The sequence below is a fragment of the Risungbinella massiliensis genome, from assembly GCF_000942395.1.
Taxonomy (GTDB): Bacteria; Bacillota; Bacilli; order Thermoactinomycetales; family Thermoactinomycetaceae; genus Risungbinella; species Risungbinella massiliensis.
The window spans coordinates 755,828-772,040 of sequence record NZ_LN812103.1; the positions used below are offsets into that span (position 1 = coordinate 755,828).

The 16,213-nt window shown below is 40.7% G+C and carries 21 protein-coding genes; 12 read left to right on the top strand and 9 right to left on the bottom strand.

What is annotated here, in order from left to right; all coding sequences use genetic code 11:
- Nucleotides 1–34: 34 nt before the first annotated feature.
- Together VJ09_RS14975 and VJ09_RS14980 are read right to left on the bottom strand one after the other, a co-directional pair.
- A complete protein-coding gene (locus VJ09_RS14975; protein WP_044642435.1) occupies nt 35–670 on the bottom strand; it encodes a site-2 protease family protein in 636 nt (211 codons plus the stop codon).
- A 191-nt stretch (nt 671–861) separates the two neighbouring features.
- Nucleotides 862–1,278 carry a DUF1885 family protein gene (locus VJ09_RS14980; RefSeq protein ID WP_044642436.1) on the bottom strand — a complete coding sequence of 139 codons (417 nt, stop codon included), beginning with the start codon at nt 1,276–1,278 and terminating at the stop codon, nt 862–864.
- Nucleotides 1,279–1,568: 290 nt separating this feature from the next.
- Between VJ09_RS14980 and VJ09_RS14985 the strand changes: the two genes are divergently transcribed.
- From VJ09_RS14985 to VJ09_RS14990, 3 genes are all read left to right on the top strand, one after another.
- Nucleotides 1,569–2,036 (top strand): hypothetical protein, encoded by a 468-nt coding sequence (locus tag VJ09_RS14985; RefSeq protein ID WP_044642437.1) that lies wholly within the window; start codon nt 1,569–1,571, stop codon nt 2,034–2,036.
- 193 nt (nt 2,037–2,229) lie between these two features.
- The gene (locus tag VJ09_RS18135; protein WP_082050603.1) at nt 2,230–2,361 is read left to right on the top strand and encodes a GapA-binding peptide SR1P; all 132 of its coding nucleotides are present in this window, start codon (nt 2,230–2,232) and stop codon (nt 2,359–2,361) included.
- A gap of 195 nt (nt 2,362–2,556) precedes the next feature.
- Nucleotides 2,557–3,381, top strand: coding sequence for a MurR/RpiR family transcriptional regulator (locus VJ09_RS14990; RefSeq protein ID WP_267904329.1), 825 nt, complete (start codon nt 2,557–2,559; stop codon nt 3,379–3,381).
- Between the two features lie 33 nt (nt 3,382–3,414).
- Here VJ09_RS14990 and VJ09_RS14995 read toward each other — a convergent pair whose 3' ends face one another.
- From VJ09_RS14995 to VJ09_RS15015, 5 genes are all read right to left on the bottom strand, one after another.
- The gene (locus VJ09_RS14995) at nt 3,415–4,113 is read right to left on the bottom strand and encodes an N-acetylmannosamine-6-phosphate 2-epimerase (RefSeq protein ID WP_044642439.1); all 699 of its coding nucleotides are present in this window, start codon (nt 4,111–4,113) and stop codon (nt 3,415–3,417) included.
- A gap of 3 nt (nt 4,114–4,116) precedes the next feature.
- Nucleotides 4,117–5,667 (bottom strand): maltose/glucose-specific PTS transporter subunit IIC, encoded by a 1,551-nt coding sequence (locus VJ09_RS15000; RefSeq protein ID WP_044642440.1) that lies wholly within the window; start codon nt 5,665–5,667, stop codon nt 4,117–4,119.
- A 175-nt stretch (nt 5,668–5,842) separates the two neighbouring features.
- Nucleotides 5,843–6,472, bottom strand: coding sequence for a hypothetical protein (locus VJ09_RS15005; protein WP_044642441.1), 630 nt, complete (start codon nt 6,470–6,472; stop codon nt 5,843–5,845).
- A gap of 163 nt (nt 6,473–6,635) precedes the next feature.
- Nucleotides 6,636–8,102 carry an aminotransferase class I/II-fold pyridoxal phosphate-dependent enzyme gene (locus VJ09_RS15010; protein WP_044642442.1) on the bottom strand — a complete coding sequence of 489 codons (1,467 nt, stop codon included), beginning with the start codon at nt 8,100–8,102 and terminating at the stop codon, nt 6,636–6,638.
- A 178-nt stretch (nt 8,103–8,280) separates the two neighbouring features.
- Complete coding sequence (locus VJ09_RS15015; RefSeq protein WP_044642443.1) at nt 8,281–8,910, bottom strand: YktB family protein; 630 nt, start codon at nt 8,908–8,910, stop codon at nt 8,281–8,283.
- A 211-nt stretch (nt 8,911–9,121) separates the two neighbouring features.
- Here VJ09_RS15015 and VJ09_RS15020 point away from each other — a divergent pair, with 211 nt between their 5' ends.
- The 5 genes from VJ09_RS15020 to VJ09_RS15040 all read left to right on the top strand — a co-directional run bounded on the left by VJ09_RS15020 (nt 9,122) and on the right by VJ09_RS15040 (nt 12,524).
- The gene (locus VJ09_RS15020) at nt 9,122–9,313 is read left to right on the top strand and encodes a hypothetical protein (RefSeq protein WP_044642444.1); all 192 of its coding nucleotides are present in this window, start codon (nt 9,122–9,124) and stop codon (nt 9,311–9,313) included.
- Nucleotides 9,314–9,472: 159 nt separating this feature from the next.
- Nucleotides 9,473–10,969, top strand: coding sequence for a leucyl aminopeptidase (locus VJ09_RS15025; protein WP_044642445.1), 1,497 nt, complete (start codon nt 9,473–9,475; stop codon nt 10,967–10,969).
- On the top strand, nt 10,966–11,706 hold the full coding sequence (locus tag VJ09_RS15030) for a glycerophosphodiester phosphodiesterase (protein WP_044642446.1): 741 nt from the start codon (nt 10,966–10,968) through the stop codon (nt 11,704–11,706). Before VJ09_RS15025 ends, VJ09_RS15030 begins: the two co-directional genes overlap by 4 nt.
- Nucleotides 11,707–11,921: 215 nt before the next feature.
- Nucleotides 11,922–12,212, top strand: coding sequence for a YlaH-like family protein (locus VJ09_RS15035; RefSeq protein ID WP_044642447.1), 291 nt, complete (start codon nt 11,922–11,924; stop codon nt 12,210–12,212).
- A 36-nt stretch (nt 12,213–12,248) separates the two neighbouring features.
- Nucleotides 12,249–12,524 carry a hypothetical protein gene (locus VJ09_RS15040; RefSeq protein ID WP_044642448.1) on the top strand — a complete coding sequence of 92 codons (276 nt, stop codon included), beginning with the start codon at nt 12,249–12,251 and terminating at the stop codon, nt 12,522–12,524.
- On the opposite strand, the gene VJ09_RS15045 is transcribed toward VJ09_RS15040, so the two are convergent.
- Together VJ09_RS15045 and VJ09_RS15050 are read right to left on the bottom strand one after the other, a co-directional pair.
- Complete coding sequence (locus VJ09_RS15045) at nt 12,511–12,705, bottom strand: DUF2197 domain-containing protein (RefSeq protein ID WP_044642449.1); 195 nt, start codon at nt 12,703–12,705, stop codon at nt 12,511–12,513. The genes VJ09_RS15040 and VJ09_RS15045 overlap by 14 nt on opposite strands.
- Nucleotides 12,706–12,857: 152 nt before the next feature.
- Nucleotides 12,858–13,451, bottom strand: a complete 594-nt coding sequence (locus VJ09_RS15050) for a YhcN/YlaJ family sporulation lipoprotein (RefSeq protein ID WP_044642450.1) — start codon at nt 13,449–13,451, stop codon at nt 12,858–12,860.
- 89 nt (nt 13,452–13,540) lie between these two features.
- Between VJ09_RS15050 and VJ09_RS15055 the strand changes: the two genes are divergently transcribed.
- The 4 genes from VJ09_RS15055 (at nt 13,541) to resA (ending at nt 16,208) form a co-directional block, all read left to right on the top strand.
- Complete coding sequence (locus VJ09_RS15055; RefSeq protein ID WP_044642451.1) at nt 13,541–14,164, top strand: MBL fold metallo-hydrolase; 624 nt, start codon at nt 13,541–13,543, stop codon at nt 14,162–14,164.
- A gap of 161 nt (nt 14,165–14,325) precedes the next feature.
- Complete coding sequence (locus tag VJ09_RS15060) at nt 14,326–14,907, top strand: TlpA family protein disulfide reductase (protein ID WP_052807439.1); 582 nt, start codon at nt 14,326–14,328, stop codon at nt 14,905–14,907.
- Nucleotides 14,908–14,945: 38 nt separating this feature from the next.
- Nucleotides 14,946–15,659 carry a cytochrome c biogenesis CcdA family protein gene (locus VJ09_RS15065; protein WP_044642452.1) on the top strand — a complete coding sequence of 238 codons (714 nt, stop codon included), beginning with the start codon at nt 14,946–14,948 and terminating at the stop codon, nt 15,657–15,659.
- A 12-nt stretch (nt 15,660–15,671) separates the two neighbouring features.
- Nucleotides 15,672–16,208, top strand: coding sequence for a thiol-disulfide oxidoreductase ResA (gene resA, locus VJ09_RS15070; protein ID WP_044642453.1), 537 nt, complete (start codon nt 15,672–15,674; stop codon nt 16,206–16,208).
- Nucleotides 16,209–16,213: the final 5 nt, after the last annotated feature.

The following is a 16,213-nucleotide window of genomic DNA, read 5'->3' on the forward strand; positions in this document are numbered from 1 at the left end:
GCGACGGATCATTAGATCCGTCGCTCTTTATTTGTCAGGAGAGGATGGAAGCCATATTGAATATGATGAACGGAACAACAGTATTAAAAAGAGGGGTAAAAACATAGTTGCCAAGTGGAGTAATTGCTAATAAGAGAAATACAAAGACGCCATACATCTCATACTCAGACAATTTGGCACGGTAACGATTTGGGAGTAGATCTTCTACTATGCGGTAACCATCCAATGGAGGTAGAGGAATTAGATTAAAAACGAATAAACTGACATTTAGGAAGATATTAATTTGGAAAAACTGATCTAGGATGGAATTTGAGATTGGTGAAAACTGGTAAGTTGCCATGAAGAGAAAACAAAGTACAAGGTTGGTCAAAGGTCCAGCTACCGAGACGAGAACACCAGCTAATCGAGGTTTACGGAAATAAAAGCGATTTACTGGAACAGGACGAGCCCATCCAAACCCTACTAAAAAGATCATCAATGTACCAATTGGATCTAGATGACGTAAGGGATTTAACGTGACTCTTCCTTGTTGATGGGCAGTAGGGTCTCCAAAACGGTATGCCACATAAGCATGGGCGAACTCGTGCAAAGATAAAGCGATGATAAGCGCGATAATGACAAATGGTAATTGACTTAGTGGATAAGCTAAGAAACTTTCTAGTCCGTCCAAAAACGAATCCCCCTAGATAGATAACATTTATTTTCAGAATGTTATACAAGATTATCATGGTCTAATGGCTAATAAGACCCCGATATGGCCAGCAATACTCAGTCAGTAATGAATAAAGTCCCACTAAATGAAATTTCACTTTACTAAAGTATATCAGACAAGGGAGTCAATCGAACGACTCCCTTGTGTTTTTATCTTTTTGCTTGAAAGTACATGGTACGATCATTAAACATGGTTAACTCGCCTTGTACTTCTTTGGCAAGGAATTTTGCGTATTCATTTGCCTTTGAGATGTCGCCATGAGTGGCTCGATCTGGAAGAACGATCTGTATGTACTCTACTCCCGTTTCGTCCTCTTTTCCCGTCCCCATGACAAGGTAATAATAAGCAGAGGGATCTTTTCCTTTTAACAAGAGATAGGTGATTCCGTCTTGTTGATGTTTTTCGATCTCATATGGAAAAGCAGCTGCTTCATAGTCCCATTGTAACTGTTCGCCCGTTTTTTTCATTCGACTTCGGTATGTTTGGAGCAATTCTTGTAATCCATCGAGATTAATCTCGGTTTGTTTGGCACCTGGTACTAACCGTATATAGGAACTCTTTTTCACCTCGACACACTCCTTGGGAATAAAGGTTAAGTAACGATAGAGTATGTTGCATATTAGACCTAAGCCAGGGCTTTCCCCTTTTTTCGATGTGACTATGAATGAAGGAAGCCGGGGTAGAAAAGAAACCGGCTAAAACGACCGTCAGGCCTACATCTAATAAAACTAAATGCAACAACCGCATGTACTCATAGTAGCATGTACTCATTTGCTAATTCAAACTTATGTGCATAATTTTGAATATTGTGCTAAAATTATGTTGAAATATTTTGGAGATAAAGGTAGTAGATTCCATGCAAAAAGCAGATTTATTAGATGAGCTCCGTGCAGAGATCGGACTCATGTCTGATCGGTACCCGACTGAATTCTCTATCTTTTATAAGTTTGTCTGTACCTCCATCTTTCAAAGTATACGAGAGTATGTCAGTGTATCCCTTTATATTCCGGAAGAAGGGTTTTTTCGAAGGGAATACCATGCGGGAGAAAGTGTTTTTCCTATTATTCTTCCCTTTGGAGATGATCTTCTAACATTAGCAGGGATGAGAGGGGGATTGCTCTGGGAAAAAAGAAAACATTATCATTTTGTTGCGTATCCTTTTTATCGAGGACATCATCTCGCCGGAGTTCTCTTGATCCTAACAGTAGAAGATCACAAGCTAGAAGAAGAGGAAGTTCTTTTTTTGGGTGAGCTGATCCATTTGTTTGAGAATAAAGAAAACATGGATTTACTAGATATGGATGATGAAGGAGAGCTCGGATAACCGACTCTCTTTTTTGCTTTTCTATGGATCAAGTTGTATAAAATGCAGCGTTGAAAGAATTTGAAAATAAGAAAACGGGTTGACATAATTAGTGTGTAATAATATATTAATTGGTGTAACACATTAAAAAATGTAAGCGGTATTATTCGTTATATAAGGTATATATAGTACATGATGGACAGGAGGAGCTAGGATGTTGGGGATTATCGTTTGCCAAGAATGTGAGGATGTTTTAGAGTATATTGAGAGTGAAAAGGTCCATGTTCTCTATGCTAAGTGTACTAGTTGCCATACCGAAAAAAAGACTGAAGAAACAATTAGCTAAGTTAACTATTTAGTATGTCATAATTAATTCATTCATTATAGAGTAAAAAAGCAACCTCCAATGATGCCCTGGAGGTTGCTTTTTTAGCGCGATTTTCCATAATGGAACAAAGAAGCCCATATAGGAAACAGGAGCATGATACAATAGGGTATAAAAATCACAGACCGGAATGGCTAGCGAGATTTACTAAAGGTGGTGTACGCTACATTGGATTCTCAATTTATACTAGACAGAATTCAGACCAATTACCCGTTATTCTCAGCTAAGGAGAAAAAATTGGCGGATTTCTTTTTAAAGTATAGAAACAACTCGACGAATATGAACATTGGAGATCTGGCCGAAAAAACAGGAACTTCCCCGTCTACTATCACTAGATTTTGTAAAAAATTAGGTTGCCAAAGTTTTATTGAGTTTAAGGTACTGCTCAATAGTAGAATGCTAGATCATCAGGCACATCAAGATGTGATGAACCAAGTCAAGTCCTATTATTTAGAGACGATCGATTCTACTGCCATGATGATCTCGTTAGAGAAGTTAAATCAAGTGGTTCAGTCCATTCTCACAGCTAAGAAAATCTGTATTTATGGAGTGGGAAATTCAGGTCTTTCTGCAATGGAGTTTAAATATCGATTGATGCGGATGGGATTTATCGTTGATGCGATGACGGATTCCCATATGATGCTAATGAATGCAGCTTTGTGCCAAAAAAATGATTTGATCATCGCTATTTCCAATTCAGGAATGACCAAAGAAATCACGGAAGCAGCAGGGGAAGCAAAAAGTCGAGGAGCACATGTGATCGCAGTTACTAATCATGATCATACTCCTTTAACAGATGTTTCGGATACGATTTTACTTACCTCCAATACTCTTCATTTGCGGGATGCTCATTTTTTTAATAATCAATTAGCGATTGTGTATGTAATAGATCTGATCACAATGCAATTGTTAGAAGAAGCTCGATTAGAACAGAAGAGAAAAGAGACCGTGGACGTGTTGGTCAAGCATAAGAAAATATAAAAAAGGCTTGGAAGCAAGTTCCAAGCCTTTTCATTATGATTCAATAGTATGGACAAATCGCTGTGTAATTTGTTGTGGGCGAGTGATTGCCCCTCCCACTACCACCGCATGACAACCAAGTTCAAGACAACGTTTGGCTGCCTCTGGAGTGTAAACATTCCCTTCTGCAAAGACAGGTACGGATACATGTTCTAATATTTCTTTTAATAGAGCAAAATCATTCTCATACAATTTGTGACCTTTGCTTTCTTCGGTGTAGCCGATGAGAGTAGTAGAGATCACATCAAACCCTAGTTTCTGGGCTAAGATTGCCTCATCTAAAGTGGCGATATCGGCCATCAATAGTTGATCTGGATAGGTGGTTTTTACTTGTTGTATGAATTCTTCTAGCGTAATTTTATTTGGACGAATACGTTTGGTTGCATCAAGAGCGATCATTTCTGTCCCAACTGATACCAACTCCTCTATCTCTTTCATGGTAGCAGTGATATAGACAGGAGAGTCTGCATAATCGCGTTTGACGATTCCGATGATGGGTAGATCGACTGTTTCTTTCATTGCGGCGATGTCTTCTTTTGAATTAGCTCGTATACCAGCCGCCCCACCTTGCTTTGCAGCGACTGCCATTCTGCTCATGATATAGGAGCTGTGCAAAGGTTCGTCTTCTAAAGCTTGACAGGATACGATCAGTTTTTTATTTAGTGTTTGGAGTAATGCTTCTTTGTTTACCACGTCTTATTCCCCTAACCATTCTTCTACTTCATTTTTAATAATGGTGACTTGTGGACCATAGATTACTTGAACACCATTCCCACGAACGATGACTCCATTTGGATTGGTCTCTTTGATTTTCTCTTCGGAGACTTTGCTTCCATCCAAAACAGTGACTCGAAGGCGAGTAGCGCAACAGTCTACGTCTTTGATGTTTTCTTTTCCGCCTAATCCTGCTACGATCTGCTCAGCACGGCTAGATTTAGTAGACGCAGTGGAAGAAGTGGTATTGGTTGAAGTGTTCTCGTCTTCCCGTCCTGGTGTTTTGACATTGAATTTTACGATCAAGAAACGGAAGGTAATGTAGTACAAGAAGAACCACACAACACCAATGATCGGAACATAAATCCAATTCGTTTTGGCGGTACCTTGTAAGACACCAAACAGGATAAAGTCAATAAATCCACCTGAGAACGTTTGACCGATTGTGATCTGGAATATGTGAGCCATCATAAACGCAAGTCCATCGAAGAAGGCGTGAATCACATACAAGAAAGGTGCTACAAATAAGAATGCAAATTCGAGAGGCTCTGTAATCCCAGTCAAAAAAGAGGTAAGTGCCGCAGAGAACATAAGTCCAAATACTTTTTTCTTGTTTTCTGGTTTGGCAGTATGGTAGATCGCAAGTGCAGCACCGATCAGACCAAACATCATCGTAATAAAACGGCCAGACATAAATCGAGAAGTGCCTTCATAAAACTGTTGGACACTAGGATCTGCTAATTGTGCAAAGAAGATCTTTTGGGTACCTTCTACAAGTTGACCGTTTACAATCTCGGAACCACCAAGACCAGTAGTCCAGAAAGGGAGATAAAAAATATGATGCAATCCAAAAGGACCAAGCAGTCGTAATACAAATCCATAGATGAGGGTTCCAATATATCCCGTTGTTTCAACCAGTCCGCCCATTCCAAAGATAGCTTGTTGGATAAATGGCCATATGACATACATCACAGCACCTAATAGAATCGAGGCAAACGAGGTAATGATCGGAATAAAACGTGAGCCACCAAAGAAACCAATTGCTTGGGGAAGTTCAATCTTGTTATATCGATTGTGCAAGTAGTAGGTCAAAATACCTACGACGGCACCTCCAAATACCCCTGTTTCTAATGATTGAATGCCAAGGATCATTCCTTGTCCAGCTTGAGCTAGTTGGTCTGATTCTGCTAATTTACCAGTTATATTTAATAGTGCATTAATCGTTGCATTCATAACCAAATAGCCAAGTAAGGCTGCTAAACCTGCTGTTCCTTTATCAGAGCGAGCTAAACCTACTGCTACCCCGACAGCAAAGATAATAGCTAAGTTAGCAAAGATAATATTTCCGGCTGAACTCATGATAGAAAAGATAGCTTGTAGCCATGCAACATCCAAAAAAGGATACGCAATTAATGTGTTCGGATTGGAAAGTGCGCCCCCGATTCCCAATAACAGACCTGCCGCAGGTAAAACAGCAATAGGAAGCATAAATGATTTTCCAAAGCGTTGTGCTTTTTCGAAGAAATTATTCATCATATCCCCCGCCTTTATGAAAATATTAGTCAAATCGATTATAAAGCGTTTTCACATTTTGTCAACAAATCTCATTCAGTTGCCATAGGGTAGATTAGGGGGTATTCGGGCGAAAGAGAGCAAAAAAACGCAGTCCCCACAGTTTTTTATGGGAGCTGCGTTTTTTTATCAAGAATCAAGATGAATGTTGCTTCTTTCGTTTTTTTGAATAGATCGGTTTTGTATATGACTTTATTCGTCTGTCTCGTTTGCTTTTGAGAATGTAATCAGATTTGAACTGGAAAGGTCCGATATAGTAGTGATTCGTAGATGGGCGAAATGCCTCCACATTTTGTACAAGCCAAAAGTAAAAAGTACGAAGACTGACAGTTACCAAAATCATGAATAGGGAAGTGAGAAAAGCCTCTTGTAGACTAGTATCGACAATATAACGATAAATATCTTCGTATAATGATCGGGTTCGAACTTTAGCGGAACTTTCCCAAGCTATATGAGTTACAAAGAAAAAGCCAAAAATCCATAGAAATGTAGCAAAGCCCAATGTCTTACCAAACTTTCTCCAAGATAATGGTTCAAATTCTGGGCTTAAATCCCCTCTACATTTACTCAACGTGTCAATCGATTTCCAAACTAGAAATGTCTGAAAAAGTCCAGAGTGAAGAAATGGAGAAAAGATATGATCGCCTTCCATATAAACAGGAAATGGGGCATGAAACCAGCTACTTACTAAGATGGCTCCCAGTACGAAGCCAAACATTTCAATAGGAAAGCGAATACAGAATAATCCAACGCTTTTCCAGCTCATATGTTTCAGTTTTGATCCCTCCATTTCTTCTAGGTGAGTTATCGAACAAAAATATATTTAACATAATCTTAGAATAATGGATTAATTAGGGGATGAAGAAAAGAGATACACAAAACCTTCCAAGATGGAAATGGTTTTGTTGTATCTCTCTTCATACGAAGTACTAGCGTATTACTTTTACCATCTGTACGCTAGGATCTTCTGTCCCTTGAACAGGAAGTCCTGCTTCTAAATGTTGTTGGATATATTCGATATTCTCCTGTGTGATTAACTCGCCTGGTAGCAAAATAGGAATACCAGGTGGATAGATCATGATAAATTCAGCGATAATCTTTCCAGCCGCCTCAGAGAGTGGAATGGTGTTGGTTTCACAATAAAAAGCATCTCGAGGAGAAAGAGCTAACTTTGGAATATCAGGTAACTGTATCGTTTCTCTTGTAGTTTTGTTTGGTTGATAGAATTGCTTCGAAAGATGACGAAGAGCATCAACTAGTATTGCGACGGTCTCTTGGTTATCTCCAGGGGTGATGAGACAGAGTAGGTTGTGTAAGTCACTTAGCTCTACTTCGATGTTGTAATGTTCACGAAGCCAAATCTCGGCATCATGTCCATTGATCGCAAGTTGATCTAAATGGATGATCAATTTGGTTTCATCCATGTCAAAAAGAGCTTCTCCACGTAACCAATCTCTACCGATACAAGAGATACCCGGAATCTCTGAGATCTGCTTTCTTGTCCAAGTGGCGAGTGCCAATGTCTCCTCCACCAGCTGCTCTCCATGTAACGCTAAATAACGTCGAGCGGTATCTAAGGAAGCGAGCAACGGATAGGAAGTAGAGGTTGTCGTCAACATACTGATAATGGATTGAATTCGTTGTGGATTGACTAATCCTTCTCGTACATTCAGTACAGAACTTTGGGTTAAAGAGCCGCCTAGTTTATGAACACTAGTGGCAGCTAGATCGGCACCAGCATCCATCGCAGAGACGGGTAGGCGCTCATGAAAATGGGTCAGAACTCCATGCGCTTCATCTACGAGAACAGGGATTCCATGTCGATGAACGAGATTCACAATTTCTTGTAGATTTCCAGCAAATCCAAAATAGGTTGGATTAATGACTAATACAGCTTTAGCATCAGGATGTTGTTCTAGCGCAATAGCAATTTGAGATGCAGTAACACCATGAGCAATTCCTAAAACTTCATCCATTTTTGGATAGACAAAGATAGGAGTTCCTCCTGCCAAAATAATGGCGGACAAAACGGATTTGTGGACATTACGAGGGACAATTATTTTATCCCCAGGGTGGCATACTGCCATCACCATTGTCATAATGGCTCCAGAAGTGCCTTGAACAGAGAAAAAGGTATGATCTGCTCCAAAGGCAGTTGCAGCAAGTTGTTGCGCTTCTTGGATGACACCTTTTGGATGGTGTAAGTCATCGAGTGGTGCAATATTAATTAAGTCAATGGAAAGTGCATTTTCCCCAATAAATTCACGGAACTCAGGATCCATGCCACGCCCTTTTTTGTGACCCGGTATATGAAACGGAATAGGGGACTTTTGAGCATGCTCCCGAAGAGCAGTGAACAATGGGGTTTGGCTTTGATCATATTGATGCGATTTCATTGGATCAGTCCCCTCTCCCATGTTTTTCTACTAAATTAAAATAACAAATCAAACTAGGTAAGTATAGCAGAATCCAACGCAATACAACAGAGTAACTTTTTAGCAACTAATGGGATATAAAAAGGAGTTCTGAGTTATCTCAGAACTCCCATACATATTACAAAAAGATCAAAAGCGATTATCTCCTAGCAGCTAGTCGATAGAGTGATAAAAGAGTTGAAAATGTTTCTTCCACTCGCTCAACGAGTCGACTTCCACTGGTTTTGGTTACTTCTGCACGTGGCAAGACCATGCCAACCAAGAACTCTGCTTTTTTTACGTTCTCCAAACGGTCTAATGCTTGTACCATGTCTTTCTCCGACATTTCCTTAAGTGGGGTCACATCAGGTTTGGTGTGGTCAAGAGATAGATAATAGCTCGATGGGATCGTAGGCAAGATCTCAGGCAATTGTTCTTTTAGATTTCTGGCAAAAGTGGGTTTCTGTTCACATTCATAGATTAGGGCAAAATAGGCAAATAACTCCGTATCTCGTAGACCGAGTTGGAAATGGGGGTGTGCTTTGTATCCACGGTTATTGGTCGACCAAGCAACCCAAGTCTCGTCGGGTGGATTAACGGTACGGCGGGCGTGTTTGGCAATATGTACATAGGTATCCTGCTTTAATTGAGTGGTCAGAAATGAGGAGATCGCCTCACCGAACACTTCGAATTTTGGTTGAATCTGTTTTTTTAAACCATCCATTCTGTGCTCTAAACCTTGTATTTGAAAGACAGCAAAGTCTTGTTCTGTAAAGGAAGGGATTGTCATGTGTTACCTCCTTTGGGGTTTTTTCTTATTCTAGCAGTATTAAGTGGAGACAGACAAATCTAAGACAACCATAGATTCTCTATTCTATACTTGGTAAACATAATATTTTGGCTTGTTTTCTATGTTTATTCCCTTTTTTGGTGGGGCATCCTGTAGCCAAGTTGGTTATTACCAATTGGTGGAATTCCACTAATAAAGGGGTGCATGAACGATGGAAGACGTGATCAAAGCTTTTCGATGTCGTGAACCGGAGGAGCGCATTCCCGTCTTACGTTTTGAATTGGACTACGAACTAGCTCTTCTCTATGATGCCATGCTAGCAAACAACCCTGACAAAATAGCAAAATGCAAAAGTAGATTACAAGAGTTGCGCCAAGAAATGTTAATGCTAGAAGCTCTATAAAGTATTCAGAAAAGAAATAAATAGAAGGAAAACCCTTCCTTTTTGTCGAAATCGAAGCGTACACAATTTAGTTGTGTACGCTTCCCTTTTTTGATTAGGATAGATTATATAAAGAAATGGTTGCTATTTGAAAGTTAGAGAGATAAAGGGGTTTAGTTAATGGAGTGGAGATTGACCCAAGAAAATTTGACGCATTTGGCGACAGATGCGATTTTTCTATTTCATACAGAGGACCAAGCTTCAACTCATGGATTGGTTCGGCAAATCGATGAGATGATCGATTTTCAAATTTCTCATCTCATCTCAGTAGGAGAGGTGAAAGGGGAATATGGAGAGCTAACGATACTTCATTTATGGGGGCAAATTCCTGCTGCACGGCTCTTTATTTTGGGATTAGGGAAAGAAGAGAAGCTGAATCTGCAACGTTTTAAACAAGTAGTAGGAAAAGGTATACAGCGTGCAGAAGAACTAGAGCTTCGGCAGATTGCGATGAGCTCCCCGTCTTTTTTGATTAAACGATTTCATACTGTCGATTGTGTACAAGCAATGGTAGAGGGAGCAGAGCTGGCAGCCTATGAGCCACCCTCATTTAAGGAAGAACAAAAACAACAATTTGTAAAGACAATCTTTATATCAGCACATGATTATAGTTTGTCTGCTTTTGATGAAGGACTACTTCGTGGAAAAGTGTTTGCTCAATCTACCAATTTAGCACGTTTTTTAACTGATCAGCCAGCCAATTGGATGACACCAGATGCTTTTGCAAGCAAAGCAGAGGAGATCGCCCAAAAGAGAGGATTAGAGTTTATGGTTCTCGAACAGTCGGACCTAGATCGCTTGGGTATGCATGCGATTTTAACGGTTGGCAAAGGTAGCCTTTACTCTCCAAGATTACTGGTTCTTCGGTATACTGGCGATCATGGTCGCAAGGATAGCCTCGCGCTGATTGGGAAAGGCATTACCTTTGATAGTGGTGGTTTACAGCTCAAAGGTGACAAAGAGATGTTTGGAATGAAACGTGATATGGCAGGAGCTGCTACGGTTCTCGCGGTAATGGATGGTTTGGCTCAATTAACTCCCTATCACAATGTGATGGCGTTATTGCCGATTTGTGAAAACATTGTAGATGCTGGTTCGATGCGACCAGAAGATGTAATTCGTACATATAGTGGAAAAACGGTGGAGATCACCCATACTGATTCAGAAGGACGGCTCATTTTGGCCGATGCGATCTCTTATGCCAAGAAGTTAGGGGCATCTAGACTGGTAGATATTGCAACGCTAACAGGAGCGACCATTATCGCCCTTGGTTTTGAAGCGACTGCTCTGATGACCAATGATGCACAATGGGGTCTTGAAGTGAAACGTGCTGCTAGGATGGTAGGAGAAAAGACATGGGAGTTACCGTTATTCGAAGAGTATGAGGAATATATTGAGAGTGACATAGCAGATATGAAAAATGATGATGGGATGGAAGCAGGTGCGATCCAAGCCGGTGTTTTTTTGAAACAGTTCGCAGAAGAGACTCCGTGGGTTCACTTAGATATTGCAGGAACTGCTGAACTGACTAAAGAGAGAGGAATTATGAGTAAAGGAGCGACCGGAGTAGGGGTGCGAACGCTACTACAGTTGGCTTTGCGTGAGGTGGAAGAATGAGCAAAACAAAAGTATTTGCCCATCGTGGCTACTCAGCAGTTGCGCCGGAAAATAGTATGTTAGCCTTTTTATGGGCAATGAAGGTGTCAGCTGATGGGATTGAGTTGGACGTGCAATTGACAAAAGACGGAGAAGTAGTAGTTATTCATGATGAAACGGTGGATCGAACGACCAATGGAACTGGTTGGGTAAAAGATTTTACATGGAGCGAGATCTCACAATTAGATAATGGTTCCTGGTTTTCCTCAGAATATAAAAACCAACGTGTTCCAACACTCCGCCAAGTATTAGAGTTGGTTCAAGGGAGCAAAATGGAGTTAAACATTGAATTGAAAAACTCAGTCGTGGCGTATCCAGGTTTAGAACAAAAAGTGATTTCCTTAGTGGAGGAATATGATATGGAGGAGCAGGTGATTTTTTCAACCTTCCACTTGGAAAGTGTGCACCGACTTCACCAACTCCGCCCTGGCTATCAAATTGCAGCACTTTATAATATTCATGTAGATACACCTTGGAAGTATGCGGAGCTACTAGGGATTAATGGGATCCACCCTCATTATTCACTCGTGACAGACGATTTGGTAAAGGAGTCACAACAACGAGGGATCGCCGTGCGACCTTACACAGTAGATGATACTGTGGAGATGGAGCGACTTTTGCGAGCAGGTGTCGATACCATCATTACTAATGTTCCTCCAAAATGTCTTGCGCTACGTCAACGTTTGGGGATGGATTAACATCTAGGACGCTTGCTACCTTTTTTTCAACAATGTTAGAATAAAGACGATTATGCGCCAGCATTGGCGCTTTTTTTCTGCAACACAAAAGGAGGTGTTTCTTACGTCACCTTTGTTCCAAAAACAACCGATTATTTTAGAAACACCAGTAACTAGTGAGAACGAATATGCAAGTGAGATTGTGTACATCAAACAATTGAAGGGAGCATAAAAATATGGTGGCTTCAATGATGGACTGGCTTCAGTCCTTACCTTTTTGGGTAGTATATATCGTTATTCTTGTTTTGACTGCAGTGATCTATCAGACTGCGTTTGCTCGTCCGTTGCCGCTACTCAAACAGGCAATTGTATATGTCTTTTTGGCTTTGGGTTGCTTTTTGCTCGTGATCTTTCACCTTATGGAGCTTCCTATTATTCCGGCGTTGTTCATCACGGTAGTATTGATCGTAGGGACGAGGGCACGACTCTCTTATTTGCGCAAAAAAGAGCAAAGTGTAGCAAAATAAATCATAAACAAGCCTATATAGGAAGGGGCTTTTCATTTGCAAATTAAAGATGCAATCTTCAACTGGTTGCAAATTCAAATTGTATGGGATGCTAGACCGAGTGATCGATCTGCCAAAGATACGGCAACATTTTTCGAACAAATGTTAAAGGAAGATCACCAAGTTTTGAACCTAACATCTACTCAAGATAAAGAAGCCGCTTGCTACGTAGTGGAATACGAGCAAAACGGCGAGAAGCAAAAACAAATGTTTCCGAAGGAGCTAGCAGAAAAGCTACTCCAAGATATTTTACAAGAGCCTAAGTATAATTAGGATTGGAAGCGACTGGCTCTGATGGATGTTCAGACGTTTCCCTGCGCTCTTCTACTTTTTTGGTAATACGTTCTTTGCACGACGAACAGATTTGAATTTTGTGAGGATGCTTTGCGATTTTTTTTACTTGCATTTTATCAGGCTCAAATACTTGATTACAAAGGATACATTCAATTTTCATAAGTTACCCTTTCTTTTTTTGGAGCTATCATCCTGTAGGATCAAATTCGTTACGTTGGTTCCATTTGACCATTAGTCATACTTTCAAATAGCCTTAGTCCTTTGTATCAGTATACACCATCTGTTGAGTGAACGATTCTTAGCGTATCAATATTAGGGCTGGGACCCCTTTGCTCTAGGTGTTTGATTGATTCGCTCTTGATCTAGTTCGCTAGGTGTTTGTTCATTTGGTTTTACTTCTCTAGAAGGTTGTGGAATAATCCGCCCTACAATATCTGCAAGTTCGTGTAAAATACCTGCTAAAGGGCGACCTTGTTGTAGATCTTCGTTCGCTTCACGTAGGCGTTGGTATAAATCCATATCAGCAGTAACAAGAGCGTTGGAACCGTTTGGATCTTCTTTTAATGCTTGAGCGACTGCATACTTAACTGTCCCAACTCTGCCACGATCCAATGTAGGATCTACATCGAGACCTACTACAGTGTAATTCCCTATGGATAGGACTGTTGCATCTCGAACTTGGGGAAACTGAGTAGCAAGTTTGGATAAATGGTCTGCAATTGCTTGTGGCGAACGGTTTACGTTTGGCTCAGGTGCAGTCTGTTTTACACGCTGCGTATGGGGAATATTTTGGTTCGGCGCAGGAGCCGATTCATTGGCAGGAGCTTTATTTTCAGGTTGACAAGCGACTAGCATGGAAGCTATTCCTAAGGTGAGAGCGGGAATAATGATTAGTTTACGTTTCATGGGGAATCTCCTTTTCACCTAGTGTTGTTATGGATAGTCTGTCCAAACGATTCAGATACAATTCGAAACAGTGGAAAGGAGTGGGAAACATGAAAGTAGAGCGTTTTGTTTTAGGATTTGTGGCGACCAATGCATACCTCTTGTATGATGAACAAACCAAAAAAGCAATTGTTATGGATCCTAGTCATCATCCAGAAGCTCTCTTAGACAGATTAAAGCAATTGGAGCTACAGGTAGAAGCTATATTGCTCACCCATGCACATTTTGACCATATTGGAGGAGTAGAAGAGGTACGATCTTTTACTGGAGCCGATGTCTATCTACATCAGGCAGAACAGGACTGGTTAACTGAGCCGAGTTTAAATGGATCTGCTCTATTTCCGATGGTGCCAGAGACTATTTGCCAGCCAGCTGAGCAAATTTTAACAGGGGGAGAAACCTTGTCATGGCTAGGTAAATCGTTTGAGGTTATACATACTCCTGGGCATTCTCCAGGAAGTGTCTCCTTCTTTACGGATGGAATGGTCTTTGGTGGCGATGTTCTGTTTGAGCGCTCTATCGGTCGTACCGATTTACCTGGAGGAAACCATGCACAACTGATCAAAACAATTCGGGATCATTTTTTTGTGTTGCCTGATGACACATTGGTTTATCCAGGACATGGAGAGATCACCTATATCGGCACGGAAAAGAAAGAAAATCCGTTTTTGTAGAATCTATTCTTGAAAATCACTTTGAGAATCTTGACCAGAATGCGTCCGTTTCGTTTGACAAAGCTGACCCCTAGATCAAGTTCTCTGTGTTTACTGGAATTTGCGTAGGGGTTTTCGTTGTAATTGTATTTTTGGAGTTTTGTAGAAAGAGGGTCTAGACGATGAAAGAGACACGTAATTGGTTGATCGGGGTTCTAATTTTGGTAGGGGTCATTATAACAGTCTGGTATAATGTGGGGCAAGGGAAAGGTCTATTAACAATTGGAAAACAGGCGACGTGTGAGGGGAAAGTGGGTCCTTATAAAGATCACTGTGCTCCTGATTTTACCCTTTCGACCTTAGATGGGAAACAGATCAAACTATCTGATAATAATGGGAAACCGACCATACTTAACTTTTGGGCTTCTTGGTGTGGTCCTTGTCAAAAGGAGATGCCCCTTTTACAGTCTCTCTACCAAAAGTATCAGAGCAAAATCAATTTTCGAATGATCAATGTAACCGCTCAAGATGATGCGGAAACAGTCCATCAATATATCCTAGATCATCGATATACGTTTCCTGTTTTGTTAGATCCCCCAGATGAAAATTATCAATCGATCAGTGTGACAAATTACAAAGTACGAGCAATTCCAGTGACGATCGGAATTTCTGCGGAGGGGAAAATTCTCTATAAAAAAGCAGGAGAGATGACCGAGCGGGATCTGGAAAGTTTAATTGGAATATTAGAGAAATCAACCAGGTAAGCAGCAGAAATATAGAAAGCTTGATGGGAGAGGAACCAATGGAATCAGTAACCATTTGGCTAGCATTTGGCGCAGGAGTTCTATCTTTTATTTCTCCTTGTTGCCTCCCACTGTATCCTTCTTTTTTGTCTTATATTACAGGAGTTTCGGTAGCAGAGTTACAAGGTCATGATCGATCGCAAACAGTTGTCAAGAAAGTGATGATTCATACCGCTTTATTCCTGCTTGGATTCTCGATTATTTTTTATGCGCTCGGTTTTGCGCTCAGTCTAGCTGGACAGTTATTTGAAAATTATCAGGACTTGCTTCGAATGTTGTCTGCTATTTTGATAATTGCAATGGGATTGTTCCTCACTGGGATCTTTCAACCAGCTTTTTTGATGAGAGAAAAGCGATTAGACTTATCGAAAAAAGGATTTGGTTATGTTAGCTCCTTTTTTATTGGAATAGGTTTCGCAGCCGGTTGGACTCCTTGTTTAGGACCTATTCTGGGTTCTGTATTATTGATCGCAGCAAATGATCCTGATCGTGGATTTTGGTATTTGACCACTTATATCTTGGGCTTTGCGATTCCCTTCTTTTTGATGGCTTTTTTTGTAGGAAGAGCCAAATGGATCTTGCGGTATTCTGAGCGACTGATGAAAATCGGTGGGATCTTGCTTATTGTATTTGGTATCTTACTTTATACAGATCAGATGACGGTGCTTATTACGATGCTGACGAGATGGACTGGTGGTTTTACAGGCTTCTAAGGGGAGAGAGAGATGAAAAATCGAACAAGATACTGGGTGCGTCGCATTTTATTTTTGGTATTGATCGGGTTAGTCGGTTTTGCTCTATATCAATCGTTTAATCGTGAAAATGCTGGAAAACCGATTGCAGGTGAAGAGGCTCCTAATTTTACATTAACCGATGTCTCGGGGAAGGAAGTAGAACTTACTGATCTTCGTGGAAAGGCAGTTATGCTCAACTTCTGGGGAACTTGGTGTGAGCCCTGTCGTACGGAGATGCCTGCGATGCAACAAATGTATCAAAAGTATCAAGCAAAAGGATTTGAGATCGTTGCGGTCAATATTGCGGAGACAGAAGTAGCTGTTAATTCTTTCGCCAAACAGCATAACCTCACTTTCCCAATTTGGATGGATCAAGACCGGGATGTGGTTAAACAGTACAAAATCGGTCCATTGCCGAGTTCGCTTTTCTTAGATCGCAACGGCGTAATTGTCGATCGAATAGAAGGACCACTTGATCCTGCACGTTTGGAATATTACATCTTAAATTCAATGAAGGAAAAGGAGTGACTTAG

Bases quoted from the DNA above. Each gene is read 5' to 3' on its own strand.
- VJ09_RS15065 (WP_044642452.1), top strand. From the start codon at position 14,946: ATGGAATCAGTAACCATTTGGCTAGCATTTGGCGCAGGAGTTCTATCT.
- VJ09_RS15055 (WP_044642451.1), top strand. From the start codon at position 13,541: ATGAAAGTAGAGCGTTTTGTTTTAGGATTTGTGGCGACCAATGCATAC.
- VJ09_RS15035 (WP_044642447.1), top strand. From the start codon at position 11,922: ATGGTGGCTTCAATGATGGACTGGCTTCAGTCCTTACCTTTTTGGGTA.
- VJ09_RS15005 (WP_044642441.1), bottom strand. From the start codon at position 6,472: ATGAGCTGGAAAAGCGTTGGATTATTCTGTATTCGCTTTCCTATTGAA.
- VJ09_RS15045 (WP_044642449.1), bottom strand. From the start codon at position 12,705: ATGAAAATTGAATGTATCCTTTGTAATCAAGTATTTGAGCCTGATAAA.
- VJ09_RS15010 (WP_044642442.1), bottom strand. From the start codon at position 8,102: ATGAAATCGCATCAATATGATCAAAGCCAAACCCCATTGTTCACTGCT.
- VJ09_RS15020 (WP_044642444.1), top strand. From the start codon at position 9,122: ATGGAAGACGTGATCAAAGCTTTTCGATGTCGTGAACCGGAGGAGCGC.
- resA (WP_044642453.1), top strand. From the start codon at position 15,672: ATGAAAAATCGAACAAGATACTGGGTGCGTCGCATTTTATTTTTGGTA.
- VJ09_RS14985 (WP_044642437.1), top strand. From the start codon at position 1,569: ATGCAAAAAGCAGATTTATTAGATGAGCTCCGTGCAGAGATCGGACTC.
- VJ09_RS15050 (WP_044642450.1), bottom strand. From the start codon at position 13,451: ATGAAACGTAAACTAATCATTATTCCCGCTCTCACCTTAGGAATAGCT.
- VJ09_RS15060 (WP_052807439.1), top strand. From the start codon at position 14,326: ATGAAAGAGACACGTAATTGGTTGATCGGGGTTCTAATTTTGGTAGGG.
- VJ09_RS15030 (WP_044642446.1), top strand. From the start codon at position 10,966: ATGAGCAAAACAAAAGTATTTGCCCATCGTGGCTACTCAGCAGTTGCG.
- VJ09_RS15015 (WP_044642443.1), bottom strand. From the start codon at position 8,910: ATGACAATCCCTTCCTTTACAGAACAAGACTTTGCTGTCTTTCAAATA.
- VJ09_RS15025 (WP_044642445.1), top strand. From the start codon at position 9,473: ATGGAGTGGAGATTGACCCAAGAAAATTTGACGCATTTGGCGACAGAT.
- VJ09_RS15000 (WP_044642440.1), bottom strand. From the start codon at position 5,667: ATGAATAATTTCTTCGAAAAAGCACAACGCTTTGGAAAATCATTTATG.
- VJ09_RS18135 (WP_082050603.1), top strand. From the start codon at position 2,230: ATGTTGGGGATTATCGTTTGCCAAGAATGTGAGGATGTTTTAGAGTAT.